Annotated in this window: 17 protein-coding genes; 7 read left to right on the top strand and 10 right to left on the bottom strand. The window is 38.9% G+C overall.

Annotated features, from left to right (window positions below; all coding sequences use genetic code 11):
* The 3 genes from B154_RS33665 to B154_RS0123680 all read left to right on the top strand — a co-directional run.
* The coding region (locus B154_RS33665; protein ID WP_018616844.1) for a hypothetical protein at positions 1-1,182 on the top strand (1,182 nt) is incomplete at its 5' end.
* Positions 1,183-1,247: 65 nt separating this feature from the next.
* Positions 1,248-2,390 (top strand): T9SS type A sorting domain-containing protein, encoded by a 1,143-nt coding sequence (locus tag B154_RS0123670; RefSeq protein WP_169337697.1) that lies wholly within the window; start codon positions 1,248-1,250, stop codon positions 2,388-2,390.
* Positions 2,391-3,159: 769 nt separating this feature from the next.
* On the top strand, positions 3,160-3,900 hold the full coding sequence (locus B154_RS0123680) for a 3-keto-disaccharide hydrolase (RefSeq protein ID WP_018616847.1): 741 nt from the start codon (positions 3,160-3,162) through the stop codon (positions 3,898-3,900).
* 225 nt (positions 3,901-4,125) lie between these two features.
* On the opposite strand, the gene B154_RS0123685 is transcribed toward B154_RS0123680, so the two are convergent.
* The 4 genes from B154_RS0123685 to B154_RS0123700 all read right to left on the bottom strand — a co-directional run bounded on the left by B154_RS0123685 (position 4,126) and on the right by B154_RS0123700 (position 8,631).
* On the bottom strand, positions 4,126-5,352 hold the full coding sequence (locus B154_RS0123685) for a DUF2264 domain-containing protein (protein WP_018616848.1): 1,227 nt from the start codon (positions 5,350-5,352) through the stop codon (positions 4,126-4,128).
* A gap of 229 nt (positions 5,353-5,581) precedes the next feature.
* Positions 5,582-6,271: a class I SAM-dependent methyltransferase gene (locus tag B154_RS0123690; RefSeq protein ID WP_018616850.1), complete on the bottom strand. Its 690-nt coding sequence runs from the start codon at positions 6,269-6,271 to the stop codon at positions 5,582-5,584.
* A gap of 231 nt (positions 6,272-6,502) precedes the next feature.
* A complete protein-coding gene (locus B154_RS0123695; protein ID WP_018616851.1) occupies positions 6,503-7,315 on the bottom strand; it encodes a PIG-L family deacetylase in 813 nt (270 codons plus the stop codon).
* Between the two features lie 104 nt (positions 7,316-7,419).
* Positions 7,420-8,631: a glycosyltransferase gene (locus B154_RS0123700; protein ID WP_026260390.1), complete on the bottom strand. Its 1,212-nt coding sequence runs from the start codon at positions 8,629-8,631 to the stop codon at positions 7,420-7,422.
* Positions 8,632-8,956: 325 nt separating this feature from the next.
* Here B154_RS0123700 and B154_RS0123705 point away from each other — a divergent pair, with 325 nt between their 5' ends.
* The 4 genes from B154_RS0123705 to B154_RS0123720 all read left to right on the top strand — a co-directional run bounded on the left by B154_RS0123705 (position 8,957) and on the right by B154_RS0123720 (position 14,414).
* Positions 8,957-9,982 (top strand): alcohol dehydrogenase catalytic domain-containing protein, encoded by a 1,026-nt coding sequence (locus tag B154_RS0123705; protein ID WP_018616853.1) that lies wholly within the window; start codon positions 8,957-8,959, stop codon positions 9,980-9,982.
* A gap of 155 nt (positions 9,983-10,137) precedes the next feature.
* The gene (locus B154_RS0123710; RefSeq protein ID WP_018616854.1) at positions 10,138-11,109 is read left to right on the top strand and encodes an aldo/keto reductase; all 972 of its coding nucleotides are present in this window, start codon (positions 10,138-10,140) and stop codon (positions 11,107-11,109) included.
* An 88-nt stretch (positions 11,110-11,197) separates the two neighbouring features.
* Positions 11,198-12,046, top strand: coding sequence for an NAD(P)-dependent oxidoreductase (locus B154_RS0123715; RefSeq protein ID WP_018616855.1), 849 nt, complete (start codon positions 11,198-11,200; stop codon positions 12,044-12,046).
* 493 nt (positions 12,047-12,539) lie between these two features.
* Entirely contained in the window at positions 12,540-14,414 is a 1,875-nt protein-coding gene (locus B154_RS0123720) for a DUF4838 domain-containing protein (RefSeq protein ID WP_018616856.1), read from the top strand.
* A 108-nt stretch (positions 14,415-14,522) separates the two neighbouring features.
* Here B154_RS0123720 and B154_RS0123725 read toward each other — a convergent pair whose 3' ends face one another.
* The 6 genes from B154_RS0123725 to B154_RS0123755 all read right to left on the bottom strand — a co-directional run bounded on the left by B154_RS0123725 (position 14,523) and on the right by B154_RS0123755 (position 24,015).
* On the bottom strand, positions 14,523-14,846 hold the full coding sequence (locus tag B154_RS0123725; protein WP_018616857.1) for an MmcQ/YjbR family DNA-binding protein: 324 nt from the start codon (positions 14,844-14,846) through the stop codon (positions 14,523-14,525).
* A gap of 211 nt (positions 14,847-15,057) precedes the next feature.
* On the bottom strand, positions 15,058-15,945 hold the full coding sequence (locus B154_RS31040; protein WP_018616858.1) for a CPBP family intramembrane glutamic endopeptidase: 888 nt from the start codon (positions 15,943-15,945) through the stop codon (positions 15,058-15,060).
* A 137-nt stretch (positions 15,946-16,082) separates the two neighbouring features.
* On the bottom strand, positions 16,083-17,018 hold the full coding sequence (locus B154_RS0123735; protein WP_018616859.1) for a glycoside hydrolase family protein: 936 nt from the start codon (positions 17,016-17,018) through the stop codon (positions 16,083-16,085).
* A 309-nt stretch (positions 17,019-17,327) separates the two neighbouring features.
* The gene (locus tag B154_RS0123745; RefSeq protein WP_018616861.1) at positions 17,328-19,223 is read right to left on the bottom strand and encodes a DUF4091 domain-containing protein; all 1,896 of its coding nucleotides are present in this window, start codon (positions 19,221-19,223) and stop codon (positions 17,328-17,330) included.
* A gap of 257 nt (positions 19,224-19,480) precedes the next feature.
* Positions 19,481-20,917 (bottom strand): RagB/SusD family nutrient uptake outer membrane protein, encoded by a 1,437-nt coding sequence (locus B154_RS0123750; RefSeq protein ID WP_018616862.1) that lies wholly within the window; start codon positions 20,915-20,917, stop codon positions 19,481-19,483.
* An 11-nt stretch (positions 20,918-20,928) separates the two neighbouring features.
* Positions 20,929-24,015, bottom strand: a complete 3,087-nt coding sequence (locus B154_RS0123755; protein ID WP_018616863.1) for a SusC/RagA family TonB-linked outer membrane protein — start codon at positions 24,013-24,015, stop codon at positions 20,929-20,931.
* Positions 24,016-24,528: the final 513 nt, after the last annotated feature.

Consider the following 24,528-nt stretch of genomic DNA (forward strand, 5'->3'; position numbering starts at 1 on the left):
CAAGGCATACAGGGTGAAAAAGGTGAAACAGGTGCTCAAGGCATTCAAGGTTTAAAAGGCGACAAAGGAGATACTGGCGATAAAGGTGAACAAGGCATTCAAGGTGAAAAAGGTGTTCAAGGTATCCAGGGTTTAAAAGGCGACAAAGGTGATACTGGCGAAAAAGGTGAACAAGGTATTCAAGGCATACAAGGTGAAAAAGGTGATACTGGTGCTCAAGGTCTAAAAGGTGACAAAGGAGATACTGGTGATAAAGGTGAACAAGGTATTCAAGGTATTCAAGGTATTCAAGGTATTCAAGGTATCCAAGGCGACAAAGGCGATACTGGTAATAAAGGTGAACAAGGTATTCAGGGCATCCAAGGTGAAAAAGGTGATACTGGTGAAAAAGGAGATGCTGGTGCTCAAGGCGTTCAAGGTTTAAAAGGTGATACCGGTGATAAAGGTGAACAAGGTATTCAAGGCATCCAAGGTGAAAAAGGCGAAACTGGTACTCAAGGCATTCAAGGTTTAAAAGGCGACAAAGGTGATACTGGCGAAAAAGGTGAACAAGGTATTCAAGGTGAAAAAGGTGAAACAGGCGCTCAAGGTATACAAGGTGAAAAAGGTGAAACGGGCACTCAAGGCTTAAAAGGTGACAAAGGAGATACTGGTGAAAAAGGAGATGCTGGTGCTCAAGGCGTTCAAGGTTTAAAAGGTGAAACTGGTGCGCAAGGTATCCAAGGTTTAAAAGGCGACAAAGGAGATACTGGTGTTGGAGTTGAGTCAATAGGCTTTAGTACACAACTAGCAGCAGCAACTGTAGCCGGAAATCAAACAACCGCTTTATCTTTTGGTAGCAGTAACTTCAATGACCCGGTCGGCAATACGTCTATAAGTACAAACTCATATACTGTACCAAAAGCCGGAGTATATTCTTTTACTGCTCATTTAAATTATACATCAGGTTCGACATCGTTAAGAATGCAGATAAAAGACAACACAGGCAAAATTGTAGGTTCTTCATTTCTTCCTTCGGGTTCACTAACAACAGAGCAGGGAGCTGAATTAAATGTTATAGTAAAAGCAAGTGCAGGTGCCCAATACCAGGTTTACTTAATAGGTGGTAGTCCTAACAATAGTACAGGTTATAGAATAAACGTAGATGCTACCAGCTTTTTTAACGGTCGTTTTGTTTATTAATTCAAGCTTTAAAAAATCGTAAAATGATCAATAACAAACTATTCGTTTTCATGATATTTTTTATCATGTCACTGAATATAAAAGCTCAGTCGCTTACCACTACGGTCTTACCGTCTTCTGGCGGGTCTGCATCGGTGGGAGGTGTACAATTAAGCTGGACCTTAGGAGAAACATTTACCCCTATGCTTGCAGGAGGTGCAACTATAGTCACACAGGGTTTCCAACAACCTGAGCTTCAAATCTGGACCGGTAATGTTAATACTGCTATTTGTGCAGGCAGCACTATAACTGTACCCTACACGGCCTCAGGTATCACAAGTACAACAAATAAGTTTGTTGCGGAGCTATCGGACGCAAAAGGAAGGTTCAGCAAAGCGACCATCCTGGGAAGTATAACAAATAATAAAAATGGCGCTATAATAGTTAATATTCCTCAAAACACAACAACGGCGAGCGATTATAGAATTAGAGTAAGAAGTACGATAGCTGAGTTTGTAGCACCCGATAATGGTAAATCGATAACAATAAGTAAAGTAGTAGCCGAAATACCAGATGCATACGCCTATTCAAAGGGAGTTGCTGTAAACACCATTTATGATGGCTGGGTTCCTGCATCTGCACTTACACTTAGAGCTCATGTTATTGAAGGTATAGGCCCGTTCTCTTACATTTGGAAGAATAGTGCCGGTACTACAGTTGGCAAGTCTGACACTTACAAAGTAACTGCTCCCGATACTTACACCGTCTCTGTTATAGACAGCAAGGGCTGCGGTTCAATCATAAAGAAAACAATAAAAATGATGAATGTAAGGTGCGGCGCTGATGTTCAGATTTGCCGAAAGATTAAAGGCAGTTTTGTTACATCCTGTATTAATGCCCAACTGGTCGATAGTTACTTAACTCCGGATGCAATGCTTGGTTCTTGTTCAGGATTAGCAAGACCCGATGTAACTAATAATAGTTTCAATATCCAGGTATTTCCAAATCCATCCACAACCACTTTTACATTAAAAATGGAAAGTGACTTAGCAGAATACGCAACTTTAGTAGTGGTCAATGAGTACGGGCAGATTGTTGAATTAAGAAATAATATATGGCCTGGCCAAACAATTGTACTAGGAAGCAAATATTTACCCGGAATTTATTATGCGGAATTTATACAGAAAAACATAAAAAAGGCTGTTAAGCTCTTTAAATCAAAGAATTAAAATTTACCAAACAAAAAGCCGTCTCAAGAGATTGAGGCGGTTTTTTTTTGTTTACAGCCGCACTATCAATTGTTATGTTAATAACAATTACTTTATAAAAATCAATGCGTTAAGTTAGCCTCCCAAACAGCTAAGACCGAGGTACGAGAAATCATAGCATAAAATCTTTTCGAAGGCATTTTTATGCTTTAAGCTATTTTTATTCGTTTTTCAATAAAAATATTAATAACATTTAAATCGTTTAAAGTTTCATTAAATACTAACCTTCTTTAATGCTGCAACTGCATAGTTTGCTGCGCGTGCAGTAAGTGCCATGAAAGTTAAAGACGGGTTTTGATTTTTTACTGAAGTCATACAAGCTCCGTCTGTTACAAAAACATTTTTGCGCCAAATGTATTTGCAGCAACCCCTTTTGTATTAATATTTACATTCGAAGAATCTCCTGGTATACAGGTTCTATTAGGTTAACTAAACATAAATTACTTTCAATTATTTCTAAGATGATTTATAAGTAATCACTTTTTTACCATCCTACAATCTTTTTCAGATCCAAACTCACTTTATCCTCAAACAATTCCTTTCTATGATTACAGACACTCCGGCTTCGCAACCAGAATTTGCAAATGCAAAAACCATTTCACTACAGAGTAAATATGAATAAATATCGCATCTACCCCATTTCTATTTCGAAGGTCTTTAAGATCTGCATATATTGCAGGCACTTTTAAATCTATACATACATTTCCTAAGCATTAAATTAGCATTGTTTATGATTAAAATTCCATTTTTTATTCTATTGTTTGTTAGTACTATTTTTTATGCATGCTCGTCTTCAAGAAGCCAGTCAGCAAGCGGACAACCAAATGTTTTAACGCAAAAAGAACAAAGTGACGGTTGGCAACTGTTATTTGATGGCAAAACAACAAATGGCTGGCATACTTACAATAAAGATTTTGTAACCAAAAATTGGAATGTGGTTGATGGCGCGATATTGCTGGATCCAACGGTAAAAGATGACCGTGGTAACGGAGATTTAGTTACAGATAACGAATACGAAAATTACGAGTTTTCTACTGAGTGGAGGATTTCTGAGGGTGGCAACAGTGGAATTATTTTTGATATAAAAGAAGATCCTAAATTTCATGATACTTACAATACAGGTGCTGAAATGCAGGTATTGGATAATATAAAAGCTTCTGACAATAAAAAAGAAAATCATTTGGCAGGTTTATTATACGACTTGTCAGGCACTGCTTCATTATCAAAGCCAAAACCAGTAGGACAATGGAACGAGGCCAGAATTATTCAGAATAACGGACATCTTACTTTTTATTTTAATGGCATAAAAACAGTTGATGTGCAAGAGGGCAGTGACGAGTGGAAAAATATGGTTGCTAACAGCAAGTTTAAAACCTGGACTGATTTTATGACTTCTCCAAAAGGAAAAATAGCTTTTCAAAATCACGATCATGTGGTGGCCTTTCGAAACGTTAAGATCCGAAAGCTTTAATGTGTGAAGGCACCTTGGCAATGTTCTTAAAAGCGTTTGCAATTTTCTTCAGATATAAAAAAAATCCCTTAAATATAACATTTAGGGGATTTTTTTATTAAAAAATGTTGCGGAATTAAATTAATGAGATTTTAAAAACACAAACGCTGGTGCTCTACGAGTAGTAAAATTAAACAGCAAGCCACTTACACATTGTAACATAATTTCTGTTTTTATTTCAAAGCTCTATTTGCTTAGGTCCAATGCATGATCTCCTGCAACGTCCTCTCCATTCCATACTTTTACTGCCGTCCAGGGTTGGGATGCGGAAGACCAGAAATCATCAGACTCAGGCAATCCTAATGGCAAGAAAATATTTGTGCAGATATATAAGCTTCCTGTTGTATTATAAACATCAGCAAGGTCAGGTTGATTACCACATAAACCTATTGTCAACCAGCCTGCTTTATCAAATGTTCCGGGAGCGTCCATTGTTTTTTTTATGACTGCTGTTAATGCTCCTCTCACCTGTGCCGGTTTTAAAGATTGCGGCAGTTGTTTCCGTAATGCCATATCCGCTAAATGATGAAAGGCAGCGCCGCGGTAAACAATGGAACGGCCCACAGCAGGAAAACTCCCGTCTGTATTTATTAGCCTTTCCTGTATCTCTGCATAACGTTTGTTTATTTTATCAAGTTTTGGTTCAAACCAGGCGTAGGAGTTGTCTTTACTGTCTGCAATATCTACTATGGTAGCAAGGTAAGGTTGTATTACATAGCTGTTATAATAATTAAAAGCGAAGTTCATTCCATCGGAAAACATACCGTCGCCTATGTACCAATGCTGAGCAAATTCCCTCACACCGTATTCAATGCGCACTTTGTCGTAATTTAAACCATATTTACAAAAAAAAGATTCGATCATTGCTGAAAACAAAATCCAATTGTTATATCCCGGAACAATAGAACGGCTCTTTATTAAAGCAGAGACAGCCTGGTTTTTAACAGTTTCATTCAAATGCTCCCACAGCCAGGGACAACGTATAAAGGCAAGTGCAACAAAGGATGCATCCACCAAAGGCTGGCCTCCCTGTTCCCAAACCATATAGTCTTTTGAGGTTGAATCAACTGCATTTGCAATTGCCTTTAACGACCACGCCCGGTACTGATTGCGTAAAGCAACTTCTTCTTTTGAACCTCCTTCCAAATTTAGCCACGGAGCTATCCCACTTAATGTTCGTCCGAAGGCTTCAAGATAAGCTACCTTAGCCCGTTGCCCGACGTTGTCTACTCTTTTAGATAAAATGCCCGGCATTTTTTCTTTTAGCTTGTCTTCCGCCAGGTTTGACATAACCGGTCGTGCTACTTTATCTAAATATTTCAGCCAACTTATTCTGTCATTTATTTTTGCTGTACTCTTATCTTGAGCTGTTGAGGCGAGGACAAGAATATTGCTAAGACAAATTACTTCCAATATTTTCTCATCAGGTTCTAATTTGCTGTTTCAATTCATCCGTATCGAGTACTATTTTTACTCTATGTCTTATACAGGAGCGTTTTTTACCACGAGAACCGGCTAACATTACTAACTAAAAAACCGTGAAAAATATGATTTTTTAATAATTTTTTGCTGTTTCCCAAACAAAATCACTGTCTGTATCATTGGGCTGACTAACACTTGCATAGCCATCGCTAGCAACCCACTAAACAACCACTTCGCTTTTTACTCCCCGCACGGTAATAAGAGCCTCAAAATCGCGGTCTTTGAAGTCAAGTTCTTCTACAGTCAGCTCCTCTGCACACATACCATACAAAAAAGCGGTAGCGACCAGCACGTTACCATGCGCCTCTACCTCCACATTAGTGGGGCCAAATAAGTCACCAAAAAGACGTTGAACGGCCGCGCTTGTTAAGCGCCAATAGTCGCCCCAGCGATCCATATCATAACGGCAGATCGGGCTAAGTGATGGAAGCGAGCCTAGCAGTACACCGCCAGGTTTCAGTATACGGTGAAGTGTGCGGACGGCAGCAGTTACATCATATATAAAGTGCAATGTTTGGGTAATAATAATACAATCAAAACTGTCAGATGGAACGTGATCGGCATTGGTAAGGTCGGCAATGATGGTTGGCGAAGAGTCAGGGTGATCCTGATCAAGCACATCAGACTGAGAGACACGACTACCTCCAAACCTGCGGGTATATCGGTCGTCACCAATTTCAACAACGTGGCCTGAAATATCTGCTGAATGCTGACTTAGAAATTTATTAATGTAGTAACGGTCAATGGGCTGCCCCCGATCATAACCAAAGGACCTGGTTAACGGCTCTAGTCTGCGCAGATCGCCGAGATTTACTTTTCCTACAATCGGCGTTGCTTGTTTTTGCTCCATACCTGCTGTTCGTTTATTCGGAATAACTCTTTTTTGCAATGACAATATAATTGGGGGATCAAGAGATTGAGGAAACGAAACGTCCTAAATCTTAAACTATTTATCCTGGCTTTTTATTATAAAACTGACGTTACCTGCTTTTTTATACCTTTTTATTACTGACAACCAGTAATTATTCCGCGGATGTCAATAGTATGTTCAACTTTGATACATCCCCTAATTATGAACAGCTCAAGGATCAGCGGTGATGAACTCCGCGCTACTTAAACACCAGCTCAAATACGTAGGAACGCTTTCTCCCAAGGTGCTATAACCACTATTATCATAAACGGCTTTTTCATAGGCTGAAAACATCCCTGATTTCCAGAATAAACCTGTTAGATTCAAGTTCTCTTTATTATTACTGACGCTGTAGCCAACATACAACGTCTGCTTAATAGTTGAGATGAGAGTCATGTCCTGAATAGCCTGCCCTGTTGCAATATGGTCTTTGTGGTCGTTTGGATTTGTGTCGGTATTTGGGTTCAGGTAGTTAATCATTATTTCTGATATACCTTGACATTCCGACTTAATGATGGATTGAAGAGTAGTATAGAAGTCTGGCCAGCTTTTATAGGTGGTTGAATTGTCTAAGGCAGTAATAGCACTTATCTCCTCTCCTCTAAACTTGGAAAGACTTTGATAATGGTTTTGCGAGAATCCATTACCATCAAGGTTGCCATCTGGCAAACGAAGAAAATAACATGTAGCGTTATTCGCGGTCCAATAGTTGATAGTATGTTTGTTAAACTCTCTTGTGCCAACAGATTCTGAAAGGGCCTCAAGAGGTTGCAGGCAAAATCTAATGGAACTTTTTGATCCTTCCTCCCGGGCAAACCAAAATGTTTCGCCAGCTCCAGCATCGCCTGCAGTGGTAATTATGAAGACAACTTTACCACCGGGTGCCACAAGATCGTTATAGGCATTTGGCTGCATGAAAAGTTGCCAGTCGTCAGCGTGTGCAACTACATAAAAAGAAATCTTTGTAAATTGTTTCTCTGCCATGCATCGAGTTTTTTCCAATTTCAATAATAGTTACTCAAAATAGAGACATTCATCCCCGAATTGATAACGAAATACTGAAAACCTACCTTATTTTTATCTAATCCTTAATTGTCAAACGATTTCCGGCCATCTATCTCTTTGGCCACCGCAGTCTTGCCGACAAAGCATTGGCCGTTAATACCTGCAAAAGCAATACGGCGAAGTATTTCGGCCGTTTGAGCAGTATTTTTTTTAATGTTAAAATACCGTTCCACCCGCAAGCGTGCCGCGGAACCTATACTTCGCAGGCTTTCCGGGTGTTCAAGCAGTTGAACAATCCTAAGTCCTACACCCTCCCAGTCGCCGGCTCCCGCTAGCAAGCCTGTAGTATCATTCTCAATGATTTCACGCACGCCTCCAACGGCAATACCAACCGTAGGACAAGCGCACGACATCGCCTCAAGAAGCACCAATGACGTGCCATCACTTCTAGAAGTATGAGCCACAAGGTCAAGCGAAGGGTATACCTCGTATGTATTCCGCCACCCTAGAAAATGCACCTGCTTCTCCAGTTGGAAATGCGATGCCATTTCCTTGAGCTCATTACGCATAAATCCGTCACCGATAATGACGAAATGCACATCTGGTCGCATTCTGTGGACTAACTCAGCAGCGCGGAGAAACAGATCAGGTCCTTTCTCGTGTGACAAACGTCCTACAAACCCAACTAATGGAGTAGTTTGGGGAACGCCTATAGAATTACGAAGATCATCGCCAGAGGAACCAGGAGTAAAAACTGAGAGATCAACACCGTTTCGTACAAGGTTTACACGTTCTGCTGTCACCCCCATAGCAAGCGCCTGAGTGTATGCCTCCTGGCAATTAGTAATTAAATGAGATCCTATAGCCCTGGTAATTCCCAGCTCTTGTGATGTTACATTCATTCCATGCACCGCTGCCACCACAGGTTTATGTATAAGGCAGCCAGCTATGCCTGCAAGTATATGCGCTTTAGGCATATGTGCGTGCAACACATCAATTTGATGAAGACGAGCTACCTCGCACGTAAGCTGGATTGATCGCCACGCAGGATCATCTTCAATCGGAGTTATAAAAACATCTTCGACTCCGAGTTCGCGAAGAGAAGCTGTAAACGCGCTTTCGTTTGGGCAAATACAGGTGACTTGAAATTGATTAGAAGGCAAATTTGAAATGAAATTTTTAATATAGCTTTCCATTCCCCCAATGCTGGCATTTCCGATGACTTCCAAAACGTGTATCCTTGTATCACGTCGATTTGTTTGAGTGATAGATGGCTTATCCTTGTTTAACTCCATAGATGGCAGTTGTGTTAGAAAAGGAAAAAAGATTGGTAACCGCTACCTCTCCTTAATCTGATATCAGAAATAGCAATTAGCATACCATTATAAAAAAAGCTATAAGAAATATTTAATATTATGATATAGAAGGAATAATATCATAATTCAAAATAATTATAATTATTCTTCTAACTGCTATATGATAAAATTTACATGACTTTCAGCATAAGAATTTACATTATTACAGCGCTGTTCAATTAAATCCTAACCTTACACTTTTCGGAAATTGTTAGATAAAAACTATTAAAAGTAAAGGGCTACAAAAAATGTTATAGTTTAGCCTATGCTACAACGACAGGTTTACCGCATGCCGAAAGCAGGTTCCATAAAAAATTTGCAATTTCAAACAGAGCTTTTGGGAGACCCGGAAGCCGATGAAGTATGTGTGCAAGTGAAAACAATAGGGTTAAACTTTGCTGATATCTTTGCAATGCAAGGCCTTTATAGTGCAACTCCTCAAGGCTCACTTATTCCCGGTCTGGAATTTTCGGGGGAAATTATAGCAGTAGGTACAACCGTGAAAGAATGGAAAATAGGTGACAAAGTGATGGGCGCTACTAAGTTTGGCGGTTACGTTTCTCACATAAATATCCACCATCGCTACGTGCTTCCACTTCCAAAAAATTGGAGCTTTGAAGAGGTAGCCGGTTTCCTCGTTCAGGGGCTGACTGCCTATTACGCCCTTACCACTTTGGGCAATTTACAAAAAAGAATGACAGTGCTCATCCATAGTGCGGCCGGAGGAGTTGGCATTATGGCCAACCGCATTTGTAAAAAGTTCGGTGCTTATACCATTGGCAGTGTAGGAAATGCTAAAAAAGTGGATTTTCTACGGAAGGAGGAAGCGTATGATGATGTAATTATACGGGATGGTGATTTTTACGCAAAGTTGCTCCATGCTCTTGGTGACCGCAGATTACATCTCGTTATGGAATGTATTGGGGGAAAAATCTTTAAACAAAGCTGGAAAGCGATGGCGCCAATGGGCAGGATGATCGCGTACGGGAGTGCCAGCTTCACCAGCCATGGCAATAAGCCTGATTATTCGCGGCTCATTTGGAAATACCTTACTCGCCCAAAAATAGATCCTTTACGTTTGCCAACAGAAAACAAGTCTCTTATGGGGTTTAACCTCATTTATCTCTACGAGCAAACGGATATGATGCACAATATGCTTAACAAATTACAGTCATTGGAGCTGAAGGCACAGCATATTGGTCACGTCTTTCCTTTTGAAGAAATGCATAATGCCATTCACCTGTTTCAAAAAGGAGAAACGGTGGGTAAAGTGGTAGTTAAAGTTGAATGATTTGTTGATTTTCTACTACAAAGATCTTTATAAAGTAATGAACGTATTTGCCAGACACAAATATGAGAAGAAATTTACTTTATAAATTTATCTCGTAATCCTCAATACATGATGGCAAAATTTTATTATTAATTTTAAACACTAAAAAAATAAACATGCAATACAGAACTTTTGGACGTACAGGCTGGCAAGTTAGCGAAGTGGGTTATGGTATGTGGGGAATGGCAGGCTGGACAGGATCGGAAAGCGAAGAAGTAAATCGTGCGCTCGACCGTTCTGTCGAGTTAGGATGTAACTTTTTTGATACCGCTTGGGGATATGGAGAAGGACTTAGTGAACAAATTTTAAATGCACTTGTCAAAAGGCATTCACAAAAAAAACTGTATGTAGCTACCAAGGTTCCGCCAAAAAACCGCAAGTGGCCTTCAAAACCCGAATTTAAATTAACTGATGTTTTTCCTTCGGATTATATTGTTGAGTACACTGAAAAAAGTTTGCAAAACCTCGGTGTTGAGACGATAGACCTTCAGCAGTTTCACGTATGGGAAGATGATTGGGCGCAACAGGATGAATGGAAAGAAGCCATTACCAAGTTGACCCAACAAGGCAAAGTGCAGCATTGGGGTATTAGCGTAAACAGGTGGGAACCCAATAATAGTCTGCAGACCTTACAAACAGGATTGATAGATGCGGTACAGGTGATTTATAATATTTTTGACCAGGCTACTGAAGATAAATTGTTTCCTCTTTGTCGCGAGCTTAATATTGGTGTTATTGCCCGTGTTCCTTTTGACGAAGGAACCCTCACCGGTACAATGACTAAAGAAACGACTTTCCCTGAAGGCGACTGGAGAGGAACTTATTTTGTTCCCGAAAACCTGAATGCAAGTGTAGAACATGCAGATGCTTTAAAGCCTTTGCTGCCTCAAGGAATGAATTTGCCGGAAATGGCACTTCGATTTATTCTTAGCAATCCAGATGTGGCAACTACTATCCCTGGCATGCGTAAATTGAGAAATGTAGAGGCAAATATGTCGGTAAGTGATGGTAAAGGATTACCGGAAAATTTGTTGAAAGAATTAAAGAACCATCGCTGGGATAGGGAACCTACACAATGGTCTCAGTAATATTTCATCTTGCCAAATAAGTAGTGATTAATAAATAATCTATAATTCTCCTTCTATTTCTATAACAACTTCACAAAAATCAAAGATTATGAAAGCATTTTTGGGTATGGGTCTCTTGGGGTCCAATTTCGTTAAGGCAATGCTGAAAAAAGGCGAAACGGTACACGTTTGGAACCGTACAGTAGCCAAAGCAAAAGCATTAGAAGCGTATGGTGCAAAAGCATTCGAAAACGTGAACGAAGCGGTAAAAGGTGCGGATGTTATTCATGTTACCCTAAAGGATGATTCTACTGTTGACGAAGTACTGGAAAATGCAAGTAAAGGATTTAAAGACGGGGCTACAATTATAGATCATACTACAACTTCTGCTAAAGGAGCTATTCAAAGAACCCGGGCATGGAGTAGTAAAGGGTTTACCTATGTTCATGCTCCTGTTTTTATGGGTCCCCAAAATGCTTTAGAAAGTAGTGGCTTTATGCTGGTTTCCGGTGATCAATCAGTAATTACGAAGTTGGAGCCGGAACTGTCAAAAATGACTGGAAAGGTTATCAATTTTGGTGCAGAAGAAGGTAAAGCGGCAGGGATAAAACTAACAGGTAATTTGTTTTTGCTAAGCCTGACAGCCGGACTATCTGATGCCCTTGCGCTAGCCAAAGCTCACGGTATTGGAGCTGATGAGATTCTTAATCTTTTTAATAATTGGAATCCCGGGGCAGCGGTTCCGGCAAGGTTAAAGAAGATCACAGAAGGTAAGTTCACGGAACCTTCGTGGGAACTAAGTATGGCCCGTAAGGACGCAGGACTAATGATTAGTGCCGCAAAAGAAGCTGGAACTGACCTGGCCATAATACCTGCTATAGCAGCTGTAATGGATCAGTGGATAGCTAAAGGGCACGGTAATGACGACTGGAGTGTTATCGCTAAAGACAGTATCTAAGGTTTAAAAGCAAGTTCTATCCCAAGTAACTGATCAAATCAAAGGAAGTTACATTTTGATTTTAAGCAAGACTTGGGGTAAAATTTGTATTTAGCTCCACTGATGTTTAATTGTCATTAATAGAAAAAAAAGGTCTAAGTCCTGTTCGCATTTGTAAAATTCGACGGTTTAATAACTTAAATTGAATTGAATTGATTGCTTGTGTTATGCAATCGATCTTTTTAACACCTTTACAGCTATCTCGTTATTCAATCCTACCTACCCTCCTATTTAGACAAAATTTTACAAGCTACTCGACATGAAAAACCGTCATGTTTGTGTTACCTTCCTATTTTAATACTTGATTAATAAATAAAAATAGATTTACCCTCTCTTTTCTAACAGCAGGTTCAGGTTCGGATTGTACAACGTTGACAATAATAAATAACAGGATGTGCAAATATTTTAGTTAATTTTAGAGCTATTCCTTCTAACCTAATACTCTCTTGCGTTTATGAACAAAGTTATTTTACCAATCATTCTCGCTTTTTTTCTTGTTACAATTCAATTAGCACAAGCTCAAAAATTTACCATTGTAAAAAGAGGCACTTCAAAAAGCAGGATTATTATCCCTGAAAAAGCAACTGTTGTAGAAATACAGGCTGCTAAAGTTTTGCAGGATTATATTCAGAGAATTTCAGGAGCAAGTATACCAATTGAGGCGGATAACACACAACAGCAGGAAGGTGAAATTTTAATAGGCAACGTAAACAGGCCTGAATTAAAAGAGGTACCAAAAGAAAAGCTTGATAAGGATGGATTATTTATTAAAAATATCGGTAAAAGTCTTGTTATCACAGGAGGAACAGACAAAGGCATTTTGTATGGTGTTTATACTTTCCTTGAAAAGTATATGGGTTGTCGCAAGTATTCAGCTGCAGTAACTTATGTACCTAAAAAGAAAAAGATTGTTGTGAGCTCAATTAATGACATGCAATTGCCTGCTTTTACCTATAGGGAAACTTTTTATAGAGATGCAGTTGATCCTGAATACCAACTTTGGCATAAGTTAGATTCGCACGTAGGACCGGGTAAAAGCGAATGGGGATACTGGGTTCATACCTTCGGGTCTTTGTTAGACCCAAAAGAATATGGAGAATCTCATCCTGAATATTTTAGTTTTTACGATGGTAAGCGCCATGCAGGTACGGTGCCCTCATGGGATGGTGCAAGTGTACAACCTGAAGCCCAGTTGTGTTTAAGTAATCCTGAAGTTTTGGAAATTGTTTGTAAAAACCTACAAGCTGCTATCAATAAAAACCCAGAAGCAATATATTGGTCGGTTAGCCAAAACGACAACGTGAATTATTGTCGGTGTCCCGAATGTTCTGCATTAGATAAACAATATGCTGCCTATGCTCCTGAAGATAAAATGTATTCGACTCATGGGGGCTCAAAATATCCTGCGCTTGGCATGGGTTCAATATTAACTTTCGTTAATAAAGTAGCCGAAAGATTTCCTGATAAAATTATATCAACTCTTGCATACCAATATAGCCGGGTACCGCCCAAAAATATCGTTCCCCGCAAAAATGTAAATATTATGCTATGTAATATTGAAAGTGCGAGAAATACTACGATTGAAAAAGGTGATACCTCTTTTAGCAGCGACCTTAAAGGATGGGGCCAGTTAACAAACAATATTATTGTATGGGATTATGTAATCAGGTTTTCAAATCTTTTTGCTCCTTTTCCAAACCTTCGCATACTACAACCTAACCTCACATTTATGCATAACAACAGAGTCTCTGCTGTTTTTGAGCAAGGTAACCGGGAAATTGGTGGTGAATTTGCCGAACTACGCGCTTACTTGATTGACAAATTGCTTTGGAACCCTAATATAAATATTGATGAAGTAATGAATGATTTTCTGTCAGGGTATTACGGCAAGGCATCAAAACAAATAAAAGAATACATAAACCTTTTACACGAAAATAACATGGAGCAATCGGGATATAAGTTGTCTATTTTTGGCAGTCCCGTTATGGAAAAAGAAACTTTCCTTTCTGATTCGCTAATAACAGTATATAACAACCTCTTTGACAAGGCTGAAAAAGCAGTAGCAAAGTCCCCTGAAATTTTAGAACGGGTGAAGACAGCTCGATTACCTGTTTATTATGCAATGCTTGAAATTGCAAAAGAGGAAAAAACGGGAAAACGTGGAGCTTTTATCGTTGCTGACAATAACAGTAAAATTCGGAACCCGGCCATTGTTAAGATTTTGTATGATTTCGTTTACCAATGTATACGTACAAATGTTACTAGGGTAACCGAATGGCACACCACTCCACTGGAATATCTTGCCGAATATAAAAAGTTTCTGGAATAAAATAAAAAGCATTTCTATTTACCAGAGAAACGGTTCTTGTGGGCTACATCTTTATTTTAAAAGGGATTGCCATTTTATCTGAGGCTGTAAAACTGCTCTTTCCGACTGCTATTTTTTCTTATTTTTCAACACGTCGTTATAAGCCTCTTGTAAAGCATCAAACATAATTTGATCGTCAACTCTGGCTAGTTGAAAGGTTGTCCAACCTTGCAAACCCCATTTGTTATCAACAGGGAAAATAGCTTTTTTATCGATCAGACAATACACGGACTGATCAGCAGGTGAAAATTTTACATTGGCAGTTTCACTTTCTTCATGCAGCGTTGCAAATATTCTTTTACCAACTACTTTAAATGCAGTTCTCTCAAAATGCGGTGATGCTGTAGTATGTGGAAACGAAAGAGCAAGTTCACTGAATTGATGGCACGTCATGATTTATTTCATTTAAAAAAAGAAAAACCGAATTTAAAACTTTGTCTTGAAAATCTATGTGATTCTTCATTGGACAACTACCGATTACAGACTAATGAGGAAAATAAGGACAGATTAATTCCTCTGTGTAGAAAAACGCATTTTTCGAAAATAACCTGCAGAAAAGTTTCATTCAGCGAAATTTTTCTATTCCTTGTTTAGAATTTTGTTACTATCGTTTGTAATGAGGGAACTGGGTAGTCATTAGCACTTTCGACCGTGGAATCCCTGTATGTAAAGTGCTCTTTTTCACCGGAGATAGACTTTCAAACTTATATTTAATTAAAACAAAACAAGCGAGAAGCATTACCGCAATACTCATTACTGCAGATAATACTATGTCGTCTTTCCCAATCATGGAAGCAAAATTAAAGGTAAGATGCCAGAGGCTTACAGCGAGTATGCTGCCATTTGTATAATTAAAAAGAAAGGTAAGCCAAATGGCTCCGGCAAAAATTCCAAGTAAAAAACCAAGGTAGGCTCCTCCTTTGAAGTCGTAGCGATAAAAGAAAGAAGGGATATGCCAGCATATCCAGATGACTGATAGAATTACTGTTGCCTTAAATGCCGCGCAATTTGATTGCAATGCAGGCAAAGCATAACCCCTCCATCCTCCTTCTTCACCAAACCCGTAAAAAACGATAGGTAAAAACCACGCAAACAGGTTGGACGTTTTTACCAATTTGTTTTTTTCAAAATAACCGGAAATATCAAACCAATTATGTGTGATGATGCGACTCACCAATAAAGAAAACACAAAGATCAGTAAGGGTGAAAAAGCCAGCAGCCAGCCTTTCAGCGTTAGCTTTTTAAATGAGTAACGGCTCACAAATTGATGCAATTCTCCTTTCTGATGAAAAAGCCTAAAAGTAATAATAGCGGCACTAATAGGACCTAACCCTCCAATAGAATGCACAACATCCTGCAACCGGGCATGGGCCGCATCGTCTTGAAAAAGGAAAATAATATGATGATGATTTAGTGCCAGCAAAATGAAGATGAGCCACGAAATAAAATAAGCTATCGCAATATAAACCAGTAATGGCTGCCGACTTTTCATACACTGTTGTTAAGTTGATGAAGGTAACAACACGTGTAGCCAAAACAAATGAGGACAGACAGTTAAAACAGTGAGCAAGATCAGAATATATTTGATGCAAGACTCTGATTTCTGTTAATACTTGTACATCAACACATTTACTTGTTTTTTTTGTTCAAATAGAGGAACACCTGGGGATGCATGGAATATAACCTATAGCCCTTGGTATCTGAGACTATAATTGGGCTTGAGTGGTCACCCTGAATAATTGGATTTTTAGGATATTTAATCCAATGTATTAAATCTGTCGACATAGCTACGTTAGATGTCCAAACTATAGAGGATGACATGGGATTTGAAGATGCATGATAATAGAGGTAATACCTGCCTTTATATTTAACAACCTGGTTAGCAGCAACAGCGCCGGCATCGTACTTCTCGGGACCTGTTGTAATAACAGGCTCATCCTGTACATTTTTCCACGTTTTATGATCGCTCGATTCAGCCAGCCATATTGCTTCGTCGTTACGTTCGTAAAAAAGGTACCATTTGTCATTCTCTATCCACACTGTTGGCGTACCATAAGGTCCGGGAATAGATTTTCCATCTTTAGTACGAATGATTAAATCCCCTTCCTCCTGCCAGTTAATACCATTATCTGAAACAAGTGAATGTGCAACATCATTCCTGCCCTCAGCAAACATATAATACTTGCCTGCATTTTTGACAACACACATGTCTTCAGTCCATTTCCCGTTGAAAATAGGATTCTTGTTGTATCTCTCCCAGTTTATACCATCGCTTGAAGTTGCATAGCCTAAATATTTCACCACCGTATCGCTTCCTTTATAACCTGTATACCACATTTTATACATACCGTCTTCGTATAAAATATAGCCACGTTCCCTTATTTTTTGATCCCAGGAATTTGTACCTGTACCTTTAAAAACGGGGTTTGCATTATATGGTACAAATTCAACCATTTCAGCAGGAAATTCTTCTTTAGTTACATCTTTTGTTGTAAGCTTCTGCTGGTTTCTACAGCTAAACACGACCAGAGCTAGTAATATCTGTAAATAAGTAAATACCTTCATTTAAATGTTTTTTGATTATTTATTTTGAGATGTAGGCTTGTTAATAACTTCTCTAAAATAGATGCGGCATTATAACCCATTGCTCGGGATCATAACACTGCAGGCGTCAAGGGCAGCGATGACTTATCGCCCAACTCTTTTACCGCATTTAAAGTTATATCCTTTAATACGCTTACATGTTGCACCAAAATCATCCGATCTGTAAGCAGAACCATTAAAACCACGCGCAAAGTATATTTTCACAGGGGCATCATCAGTTATATCATGAATATGTTGATTTTTTTAAAGAAAAGGTAACCACTGTTGCCATCAGTGATTGCCTGATTTCTCATGAGCTAACTTTTCTAAACGTGTGGCCATTGCCTTTCGCGTTGAATAAAGATCTTCACGGTTACGCGAGAATGTACTAACATCAATAACCATATTATGTACCATTGAGTCTGCATACTTCCTGTCACCGAAATCTCTCAACATCCATAGATACTCATAGTCTTCGATGCCTTCCCGAAGGAGCTCAAATCTTATAGAAGAAACTGGTCCGTTTACATCAGGCTGACCAGTATATTTTTTTGTGTAATCTCCAGGATAAACCAATGACCCTTCACCGTTGAGCAAATAACCACCACTACACAAAAAGCCGGAGATAAAAGTGATTGGGTCAAGCCATGGATTGGGTGTTTCAGACCAAAAGTTAGATGCCCAATACAGAATACCAGCCATTTTATAACTATCTGTAATCCATGGAACCATTACGGGATCAAGAGGCGGTGCGTCAATAAAGTAGTTGGGTTGTGGAAATGTCTGATCACAGGAGATATACCATGTCATTTCGCCACCTTTCGCCTGCTCTTCTATGATTGCTTTTTTAACCCGTTGATCATTAAGAGCATTTCCATGCATTGAAAAGTTATTTACATGTCCGGTAAGAGTACCCCAGTCAGGGTTATCTGTCACCGGTGATTCCGTGGCTAAAAACGGAACGCCTGGTGCTGCCTCATGTACAAGAGTAGCCCACTGCCGCGTGTCTTCGTAATCCTGCTTTGTATTGGGTTCATCAATTGGGCTGTTAAATACCAGCCTGTCCTTCCACCCATGCTTCTCGAAATACGATTCAACCTGGGATAAATAAGACTTCACTTTCTGATTGAATGGTTTAGAGAAAGTTTCTGCCGAATTATGCCTTTTCAAATCAGAAGGATAACTCTCGAGGAGTACACGTTTGCTCTTTAGCTTGTCCAGGTAGTACTGATACCTAGCATCGTCAAACTTCACCTCTACTTTTTCACCATTTACAACAACTTTTGGCTCAAGCTGATCATTGAACCAGGGCTCCATGCGATGAGCATACAGGAATTCGTAATAAGTTTGTGTGAGGCGGTCTATTTCGGGAGATGAGGCTTCTTTGTGATAGAAGCTGGCCAGGGATCCTTTGGACACATTCATATAGGTGATCAGGTGAGTTTTATCTGGCAATGAAAAGTTGTAGACCTGCACTTCCACATTCAACGTTTCAATCGTCGTCCCATTTTGTGTGACTGTGATCGTACCAGTATACGCGCCACCGGGCGTTGAGGATGGAATGGACAGATCAACCCAAATGGGACGATTGTGAACGACTGCATATTGCGCAGCCATACTAAAAGGTTCTTTTATTGGTGCGAGGGCGTCTGGCCAATAACCTGTTTCTCCAACGGAACTTGACTTTCCATAAACCATTATATAATGCTCGAGATAGAAATTGATCTGAGCCTCACGAATTATTTTCCCTTCCCGGGAAGTAAGGTTAGAAGCCTTAATAAAAAACCCTCCAGGAGCTTTTGGCGCCCGGCCTGCAGGAACAGGTGCGGTTACTACTACCTGGAACGGAACATGTTCATTACCCGCTCCGGAGATATTAATTTTTTTCTTCTCCTTTGACCATACAAGGTTATTCGTTTCAACCCTATCGTCCGGACGCACTTTTTGTTCGGCAGGAACTGCCCATATTATCAAGCTCTCCCCGGTTATTACCTGGTTGCCAACCTTATTGTCATTCGCGCCGGTCTTATCCTGTCCGCACACTTTTGCGGCACTTCCAAGAAACAGATAAAAAAAGATGAGTATCGGCATGAGGCGAACTGCCCTGACATAAATAAGATTTTCCAAAAGAGCATTTGATATCCAAATCCTCCAAAAAAACATTACTGTAAATTGTTTTATATTCATACTAATAACTATCTAAATACTATGTAACTGAATTTGATTTTTAGAGGAATTCCAAATAAACTCGTTACTGATTAGTGTAATTTATCTTAACGATAAATGTTTTTGTTTAAGGGATTATTCTCCCATTTGTTCTTGTATTGATTAAACTTCTAAAGAAGTTTTTCCTTTTTCTATTTTAAGTCTACCTCTTACAACTCATATATCTACTAATAATTTTTAACCTAATTCAGAAATTATTCATCAAAATTCTGTTCTTATCAATAACCTGGATTCTGCGTTAACATTGGATTTAATTGAATATCATTATCAGGGATAGGAAACAAATAATCATCTTCAGAAAAATTCTGCTGTATGGATGGAATACTTTTTTCTTTTAAAATTCTTTTTCTTATTAAATCAAACCAACGGTCATACTCAAAACATAATTCCTGGTTTCTCTCTTCAATAACTGCGATATCAAAAGCTTCTTTAGTCATTCCAGTTGTCAATTTTGGGTGCAAAGGGTTATCTATATAACCATTGGCACGATCAATTACTTTGTTAATAGCATCAACTGCCTCTTGGGTAGGACTGCCATTAGCCATATTAGCTGCCTCTGCATAAATCAATAAAACATCTGCAAAGCGTAAAATAGGCATATTCATTATGGATGAGTAATTGTCGAAGTCTTCCTGTTTATCATACATAAACTTTTTGATAAAAGGATTTTGCTCATCGGGCCACTCTGTATAATTCTTACCATCAATTTCAGTAAGAATATAAGCGTCTTTGCGAGCCTCCTTAGGATATTGTTGTTCCCATTCACGTTGTACCCTAAAATCGCCCCAACCGCCCAGGAGACCTGGTTTGTAAATCTCAGGATCGGTATTTATATCTGCATAGTTGGAGTTAAAGCTCCACATCATTTCAGGCCCGTACTTTGTCTCAAGGGCAAAGACCTTCGTAATATCTGGCACAAGGGAATATTTCCCTTCCTGTATAACCTCTTTCGCAAGATTTGCTGCTTTTTGATAATTACTAATATCATTTAAAGGGGCCGTAGCCATAGTAAGATATGCCTTTGCCAATAATCCTTTTGCGGCACCACTCGTTGGCCTACCTTGTTGTGCCGTAGGCCACTCTGCAGGAAGTTTACCGGCGGCCTCTGTAAAATCACTGACAATTAAATTATAAACATCTGCGATAGGCGACCGCCCGATTTTGGCGGTAATAGGGTCTGTTATATCTTCAGTAAGTAAAGGCAAATCACCAAACATTCTTACAAGCATGAAATAATTGTAAGCGCGGAGGAATTTGGCCTGCGCCATTAATAAATCGTAAACGTCCTGCGATGTTCCCGCTCCTAAACTGCCTTTTTTCATAGCTCCTATAGCAGCATTTAGGTTTGCTATTGCAGCATAGTGCCTGTTCCATAAATCACTTCCATGATTCCGGCTGATCACTAAGTCTCCTCCATCTAATTGATCATCGTTTACAAACGTCCCCTGTCCATAGCCATAACCTCCCCAATAATCCCATAAATTATTCATTGCAGCAGCAAATGCTGCTTCAACCTGGGCAGGAGTTGTATAGAAATTTTGAGGTGTAACAAAGCTTTTAGGGGTTTCTTCAAGCTTTTTACATGATGAAACGATAGTTAGTATTACAATAAATAAAAAAAGTATTATTCTTAGATAAATGCTATTATTTTTCATTATAAAGATTTTTAAAATGATACATTTAAACCGAAATTGACAATTTTAGCTTGAGGGTAGTTGCTAAAGTCTACGCCAATCTGGGCATCATTAGCATTATATGAACTTACCTCCGGATCGTACCCCGTATATTTTGTAAGAGTAATAAGATTGGCACCACTAACAAAAGCTTTCAGGTTAGATAGCCTGAATTTTTCGGTAATAGATTTAGGTAAATTGTAACTTACAGTAATGTTTTTTAACCGAACATAAGAGCCGTCCTCTACCCACCTGCTAATTCTTTGATCGCCACCAATGGCTATTTTGCTAGTCAAGCCCGCTTCTTCACGTGTTTTTCCATCTATGAAAGCAGGAACATCTGTATTTTGATTTTCCGGAGTCCACCGGTTTAAAAGACGGGAACTTGTCCCTTCACCCGGAGTTTCCATGCGAATTCTTCCCATGTTAAATATGTCATTCCCCTTTGCTCCCTGGATCAGAAAATTAAGCTCGAAGTTGTTATAAGAGACGCGGTTAGTCCAGCCAAAAATAAATTTTGGAAAAGCATTTCCAATTACTGTAAGGTCTTCTTTATTAATTACTCCATCCTTATTAATGTCGGTAAACTTTCTATCACCAGGCAACTGTCCATAATCCGCAGCTTGTTTTGCTTCGCTTGTCTTCCAGGTACCTTCATAACTATAGCCGTAAATCTGGCCAAAAGATTTTCCAACAATTAAATACATAAAAGGATCATTTACGTTATATCCTCCTTTTGTTGTTCTATAACCAAGTCTGTCAATGTTCCCTAAATTCAATACTTTATTTCTGTTTGCTGAAATATTAAAGCCGGTGGTCCATCTTACCTTTCCTACAAGCGGATCTCCACCTATTTCAATTTCAATCCCCCTGTTTTCAATAGAACCTACATTGTCAATTATACTGGTAAAGCCAGTGTAACCAGGTATGGTGCGAGACATCAATAAATCTTTGGTAGTCTTTTTATAGTAATCAGCACTAACTGTTAACCTGCCTTTAAACACTGCAAGGTCAATTCCAACATCGGTTTGTGTGGTACTCTCCCATTTAAGCGATGGATTAGGAGCATTGGCAATGAAAAAGCCTAAATCAGTTCCATCGCTTCCATTGTAAGGATAATTACTGCCAGAGCTGATTCTTGACAGTGTTTGATAAGGGCTAATGGCCTGGTTACCTGTAATACCCCAACTACCTCTGATTTTAAGAGTTGAAAACACATTTAAGTTGCGAATAAAACTTTCTTCCGATGCTTTCCATGCTACTGATGCCGATGGGAAATAGCCCCATTTATTATTCTTTCCAAAAACAGAAGAGCCGTCGGCACGATAACTTGCGGTTAATAAATATTTATCGGCAAAAGCATAATTAATTCTTCCTAAGTATGAGTTTAAAACTCTTTCTTCTGCATCTGATGTTGGCACTACAATATTTGCTCCACCAAGATTATTTACGCCTGTCTGGTCTACTAAAAACTTGCTTGCCCGCAGCGAAGAAAAATTAAATTTAGAATACTGTTGTTCAGCCACTCCCGTAAAAGTTATATGATGGTCCTTAAAAGTTTTATCGTAGGTTAAAATATTAGAATTTTGATATCTCACATTCATACTTTCGGTAGATAAACCTAGGCCTGTGTTTTGTTTGCCTTCGTAGGTCTTTAAATTGTGATACATCCGATTATTGATGTTAATGATATTTGCTCCCCCCGTAATTCTTAATGACAATCCTTCAAAAGGTTTAAATTCAATGTAGCTGTTTAAAACATTTCTGATCGTATTATTATCAACTTTAGGTTCAAGAGCACTTGCCAACGGATTCCACGTGTCACTTGCGCCGTAACCTGGCCTATGCACGCTGTAATTACCAATTGAATCATATATAGGTTCTGTAGGAGCCCACCGGGGAGCAACATTTACAGAGTTACCAAGAAAGCTGATATCTGCACTACCAAATGGAGGTGAGTTTCCTGCCTCCTTAGATCCTGCCCAGCTTAAGCTAAAGGCTGACCACTTATTAATATCGGTTTTTAAATTAGCCCTTAAAGAAAAGCGTTGGTATTCTGAATTTACCAGTATTCCCTGCTGGTTCAGGTATCCACCCGAAACCAGGTACTTTAAATTATCAGTACCGCCACTAATTGAAAGCTCATGATTTTGAATGGGTGCGGCACGATATATAACATCCTGCCAATCTGTTCCGCCGTTTTTTTCATATTTCTGTATATCAGCATCTGAAAAAATCGGAACAGGTATAGCCCCGCCGGCAGTGCGGGTGAGAGCATTGGCATTTATAGTTTTTGCAAAATCGGCGGCATTCATCACATCCAGTTTCTTACGTAATGTAGATATGCCATAACTATAATTGTAACTAATAACGGGTTTTCCTTTTTTGCCAAGTTTTGTAGTTATTAAAACTACTCCATTGGCTCCCTGGGCTCCATATATTGCTGTTGCTGATGCATCTTTTAAAACCTCTATTGATTCTATATCATTAGGATTTAGAGAATTCAGGTTACCGCCTTGTAATCCATCAATAACAATGAGGGCATTGTTTCCACCATTAATAGAATTGCTTCCTCTTACCCTGATCGTTGTATTTCCGCCTGGTGCTCCATCCGTATTTAATACCATTACCCCTGCCGCACGGCCTTGTAAAGCCTGGTCAACCCTTTGTGTAGAAAGTTGCGTAAGATCAGATCCTTTTATTGAACTTATGGCACCGGTTATATCACTCTTTTTCTGACTTCCATACCCAACAACAACCACATCTTTCAGCTGCCTGACATCCGCCGCCATACTTATTTTTAAATTGTTGCCGGCACCTACAGCAACCCTTGTTGTTGTGTACCCAACATAATTAAATTCGAGTTGTGTACTACCGCGTGGTAATTTAATTGAGAATCTTCCATCTGCACCTGATGTTGTCCCGATTTTAGCACCTGGCACTGAAACACTTACACCATTGAGAGGTAATCCTTCTCCAGTTGTAGTTATAGTACCCGTTACGGTTCGCTCTTGCGCATACACTGAGTTAAAAAATATCAATGTAAATAAGAGTAAAATGTACTTAAAAAAAATTTTCATACAAGAAAAGAGTTTTAAATTATGTAAGGTTTTGAATCTGCGGGAGTATTAATTGCTGTTGTCCGAATCAGCAATTAACGGATAAAAAGGGTTTGAAGAAGTTAGGTTTGCGTTAGTTTTATAAGGTGTTAATGATTAAGAGTTGAAGAATGAATTTCAATTCAATTGAATAATGGTTATCTTATTCAATTTTTTTTACCCTATAAACTTACAAGTTTATTTCATGTGTTCGCGCACATTCTTAATTTTTTTTTAAATATTTTTTTTAGTTCACTTGATTGAATAATTTTTCTTATATCACATTCTCTTTAAGATCTTTAGTAAAGCTAGTTTTAGAATAAAAAATGATAATTGCTTACAAATTGTCCTTAACACCTTTGAGTACTGGTATGTATTTCAATGATCGAATTAGCTTTAGCATCGACTGAAAGAACGAAACGGAGAGTTATACTTGCAGAAATTGTGAAGTGAAGGGCTTTAAAGCACAAGGTTGAACATAAGCTTTTTCTGGCT

The organism is Segetibacter koreensis DSM 18137, from assembly GCF_000374045.1.
In the GTDB taxonomy this organism is placed as follows: Bacteria; Bacteroidota; Bacteroidia; order Chitinophagales; family Chitinophagaceae; genus Segetibacter; species Segetibacter koreensis.

Bases quoted from the DNA above. Each gene is read 5' to 3' on its own strand.
- B154_RS0123715 (WP_018616855.1), top strand. From the start codon at position 11,198: ATGAAAGCATTTTTGGGTATGGGTCTCTTGGGGTCCAATTTCGTTAAG.
- B154_RS0123720 (WP_018616856.1), top strand. From the start codon at position 12,540: ATGAACAAAGTTATTTTACCAATCATTCTCGCTTTTTTTCTTGTTACA.
- B154_RS0123695 (WP_018616851.1), bottom strand. From the start codon at position 7,315: ATGGCAGAGAAACAATTTACAAAGATTTCTTTTTATGTAGTTGCACAC.
- B154_RS0123680 (WP_018616847.1), top strand. From the start codon at position 3,160: ATGATTAAAATTCCATTTTTTATTCTATTGTTTGTTAGTACTATTTTT.
- B154_RS0123735 (WP_018616859.1), bottom strand. From the start codon at position 17,018: ATGAAGGTATTTACTTATTTACAGATATTACTAGCTCTGGTCGTGTTT.
- B154_RS0123700 (WP_026260390.1), bottom strand. From the start codon at position 8,631: ATGGAGTTAAACAAGGATAAGCCATCTATCACTCAAACAAATCGACGT.
- B154_RS0123750 (WP_018616862.1), bottom strand. From the start codon at position 20,917: ATGAAAAATAATAGCATTTATCTAAGAATAATACTTTTTTTATTTATT.
- B154_RS0123705 (WP_018616853.1), top strand. From the start codon at position 8,957: ATGCTACAACGACAGGTTTACCGCATGCCGAAAGCAGGTTCCATAAAA.
- B154_RS0123745 (WP_018616861.1), bottom strand. From the start codon at position 19,223: ATGAATATAAAACAATTTACAGTAATGTTTTTTTGGAGGATTTGGATA.
- B154_RS0123725 (WP_018616857.1), bottom strand. From the start codon at position 14,846: ATGACGTGCCATCAATTCAGTGAACTTGCTCTTTCGTTTCCACATACT.
- B154_RS31040 (WP_018616858.1), bottom strand. From the start codon at position 15,945: ATGAAAAGTCGGCAGCCATTACTGGTTTATATTGCGATAGCTTATTTT.
- B154_RS0123670 (WP_169337697.1), top strand. From the start codon at position 1,248: ATGTCACTGAATATAAAAGCTCAGTCGCTTACCACTACGGTCTTACCG.
- B154_RS0123710 (WP_018616854.1), top strand. From the start codon at position 10,138: ATGCAATACAGAACTTTTGGACGTACAGGCTGGCAAGTTAGCGAAGTG.
- B154_RS0123690 (WP_018616850.1), bottom strand. From the start codon at position 6,271: ATGGAGCAAAAACAAGCAACGCCGATTGTAGGAAAAGTAAATCTCGGC.
- B154_RS0123755 (WP_018616863.1), bottom strand. From the start codon at position 24,015: ATGAAAATTTTTTTTAAGTACATTTTACTCTTATTTACATTGATATTT.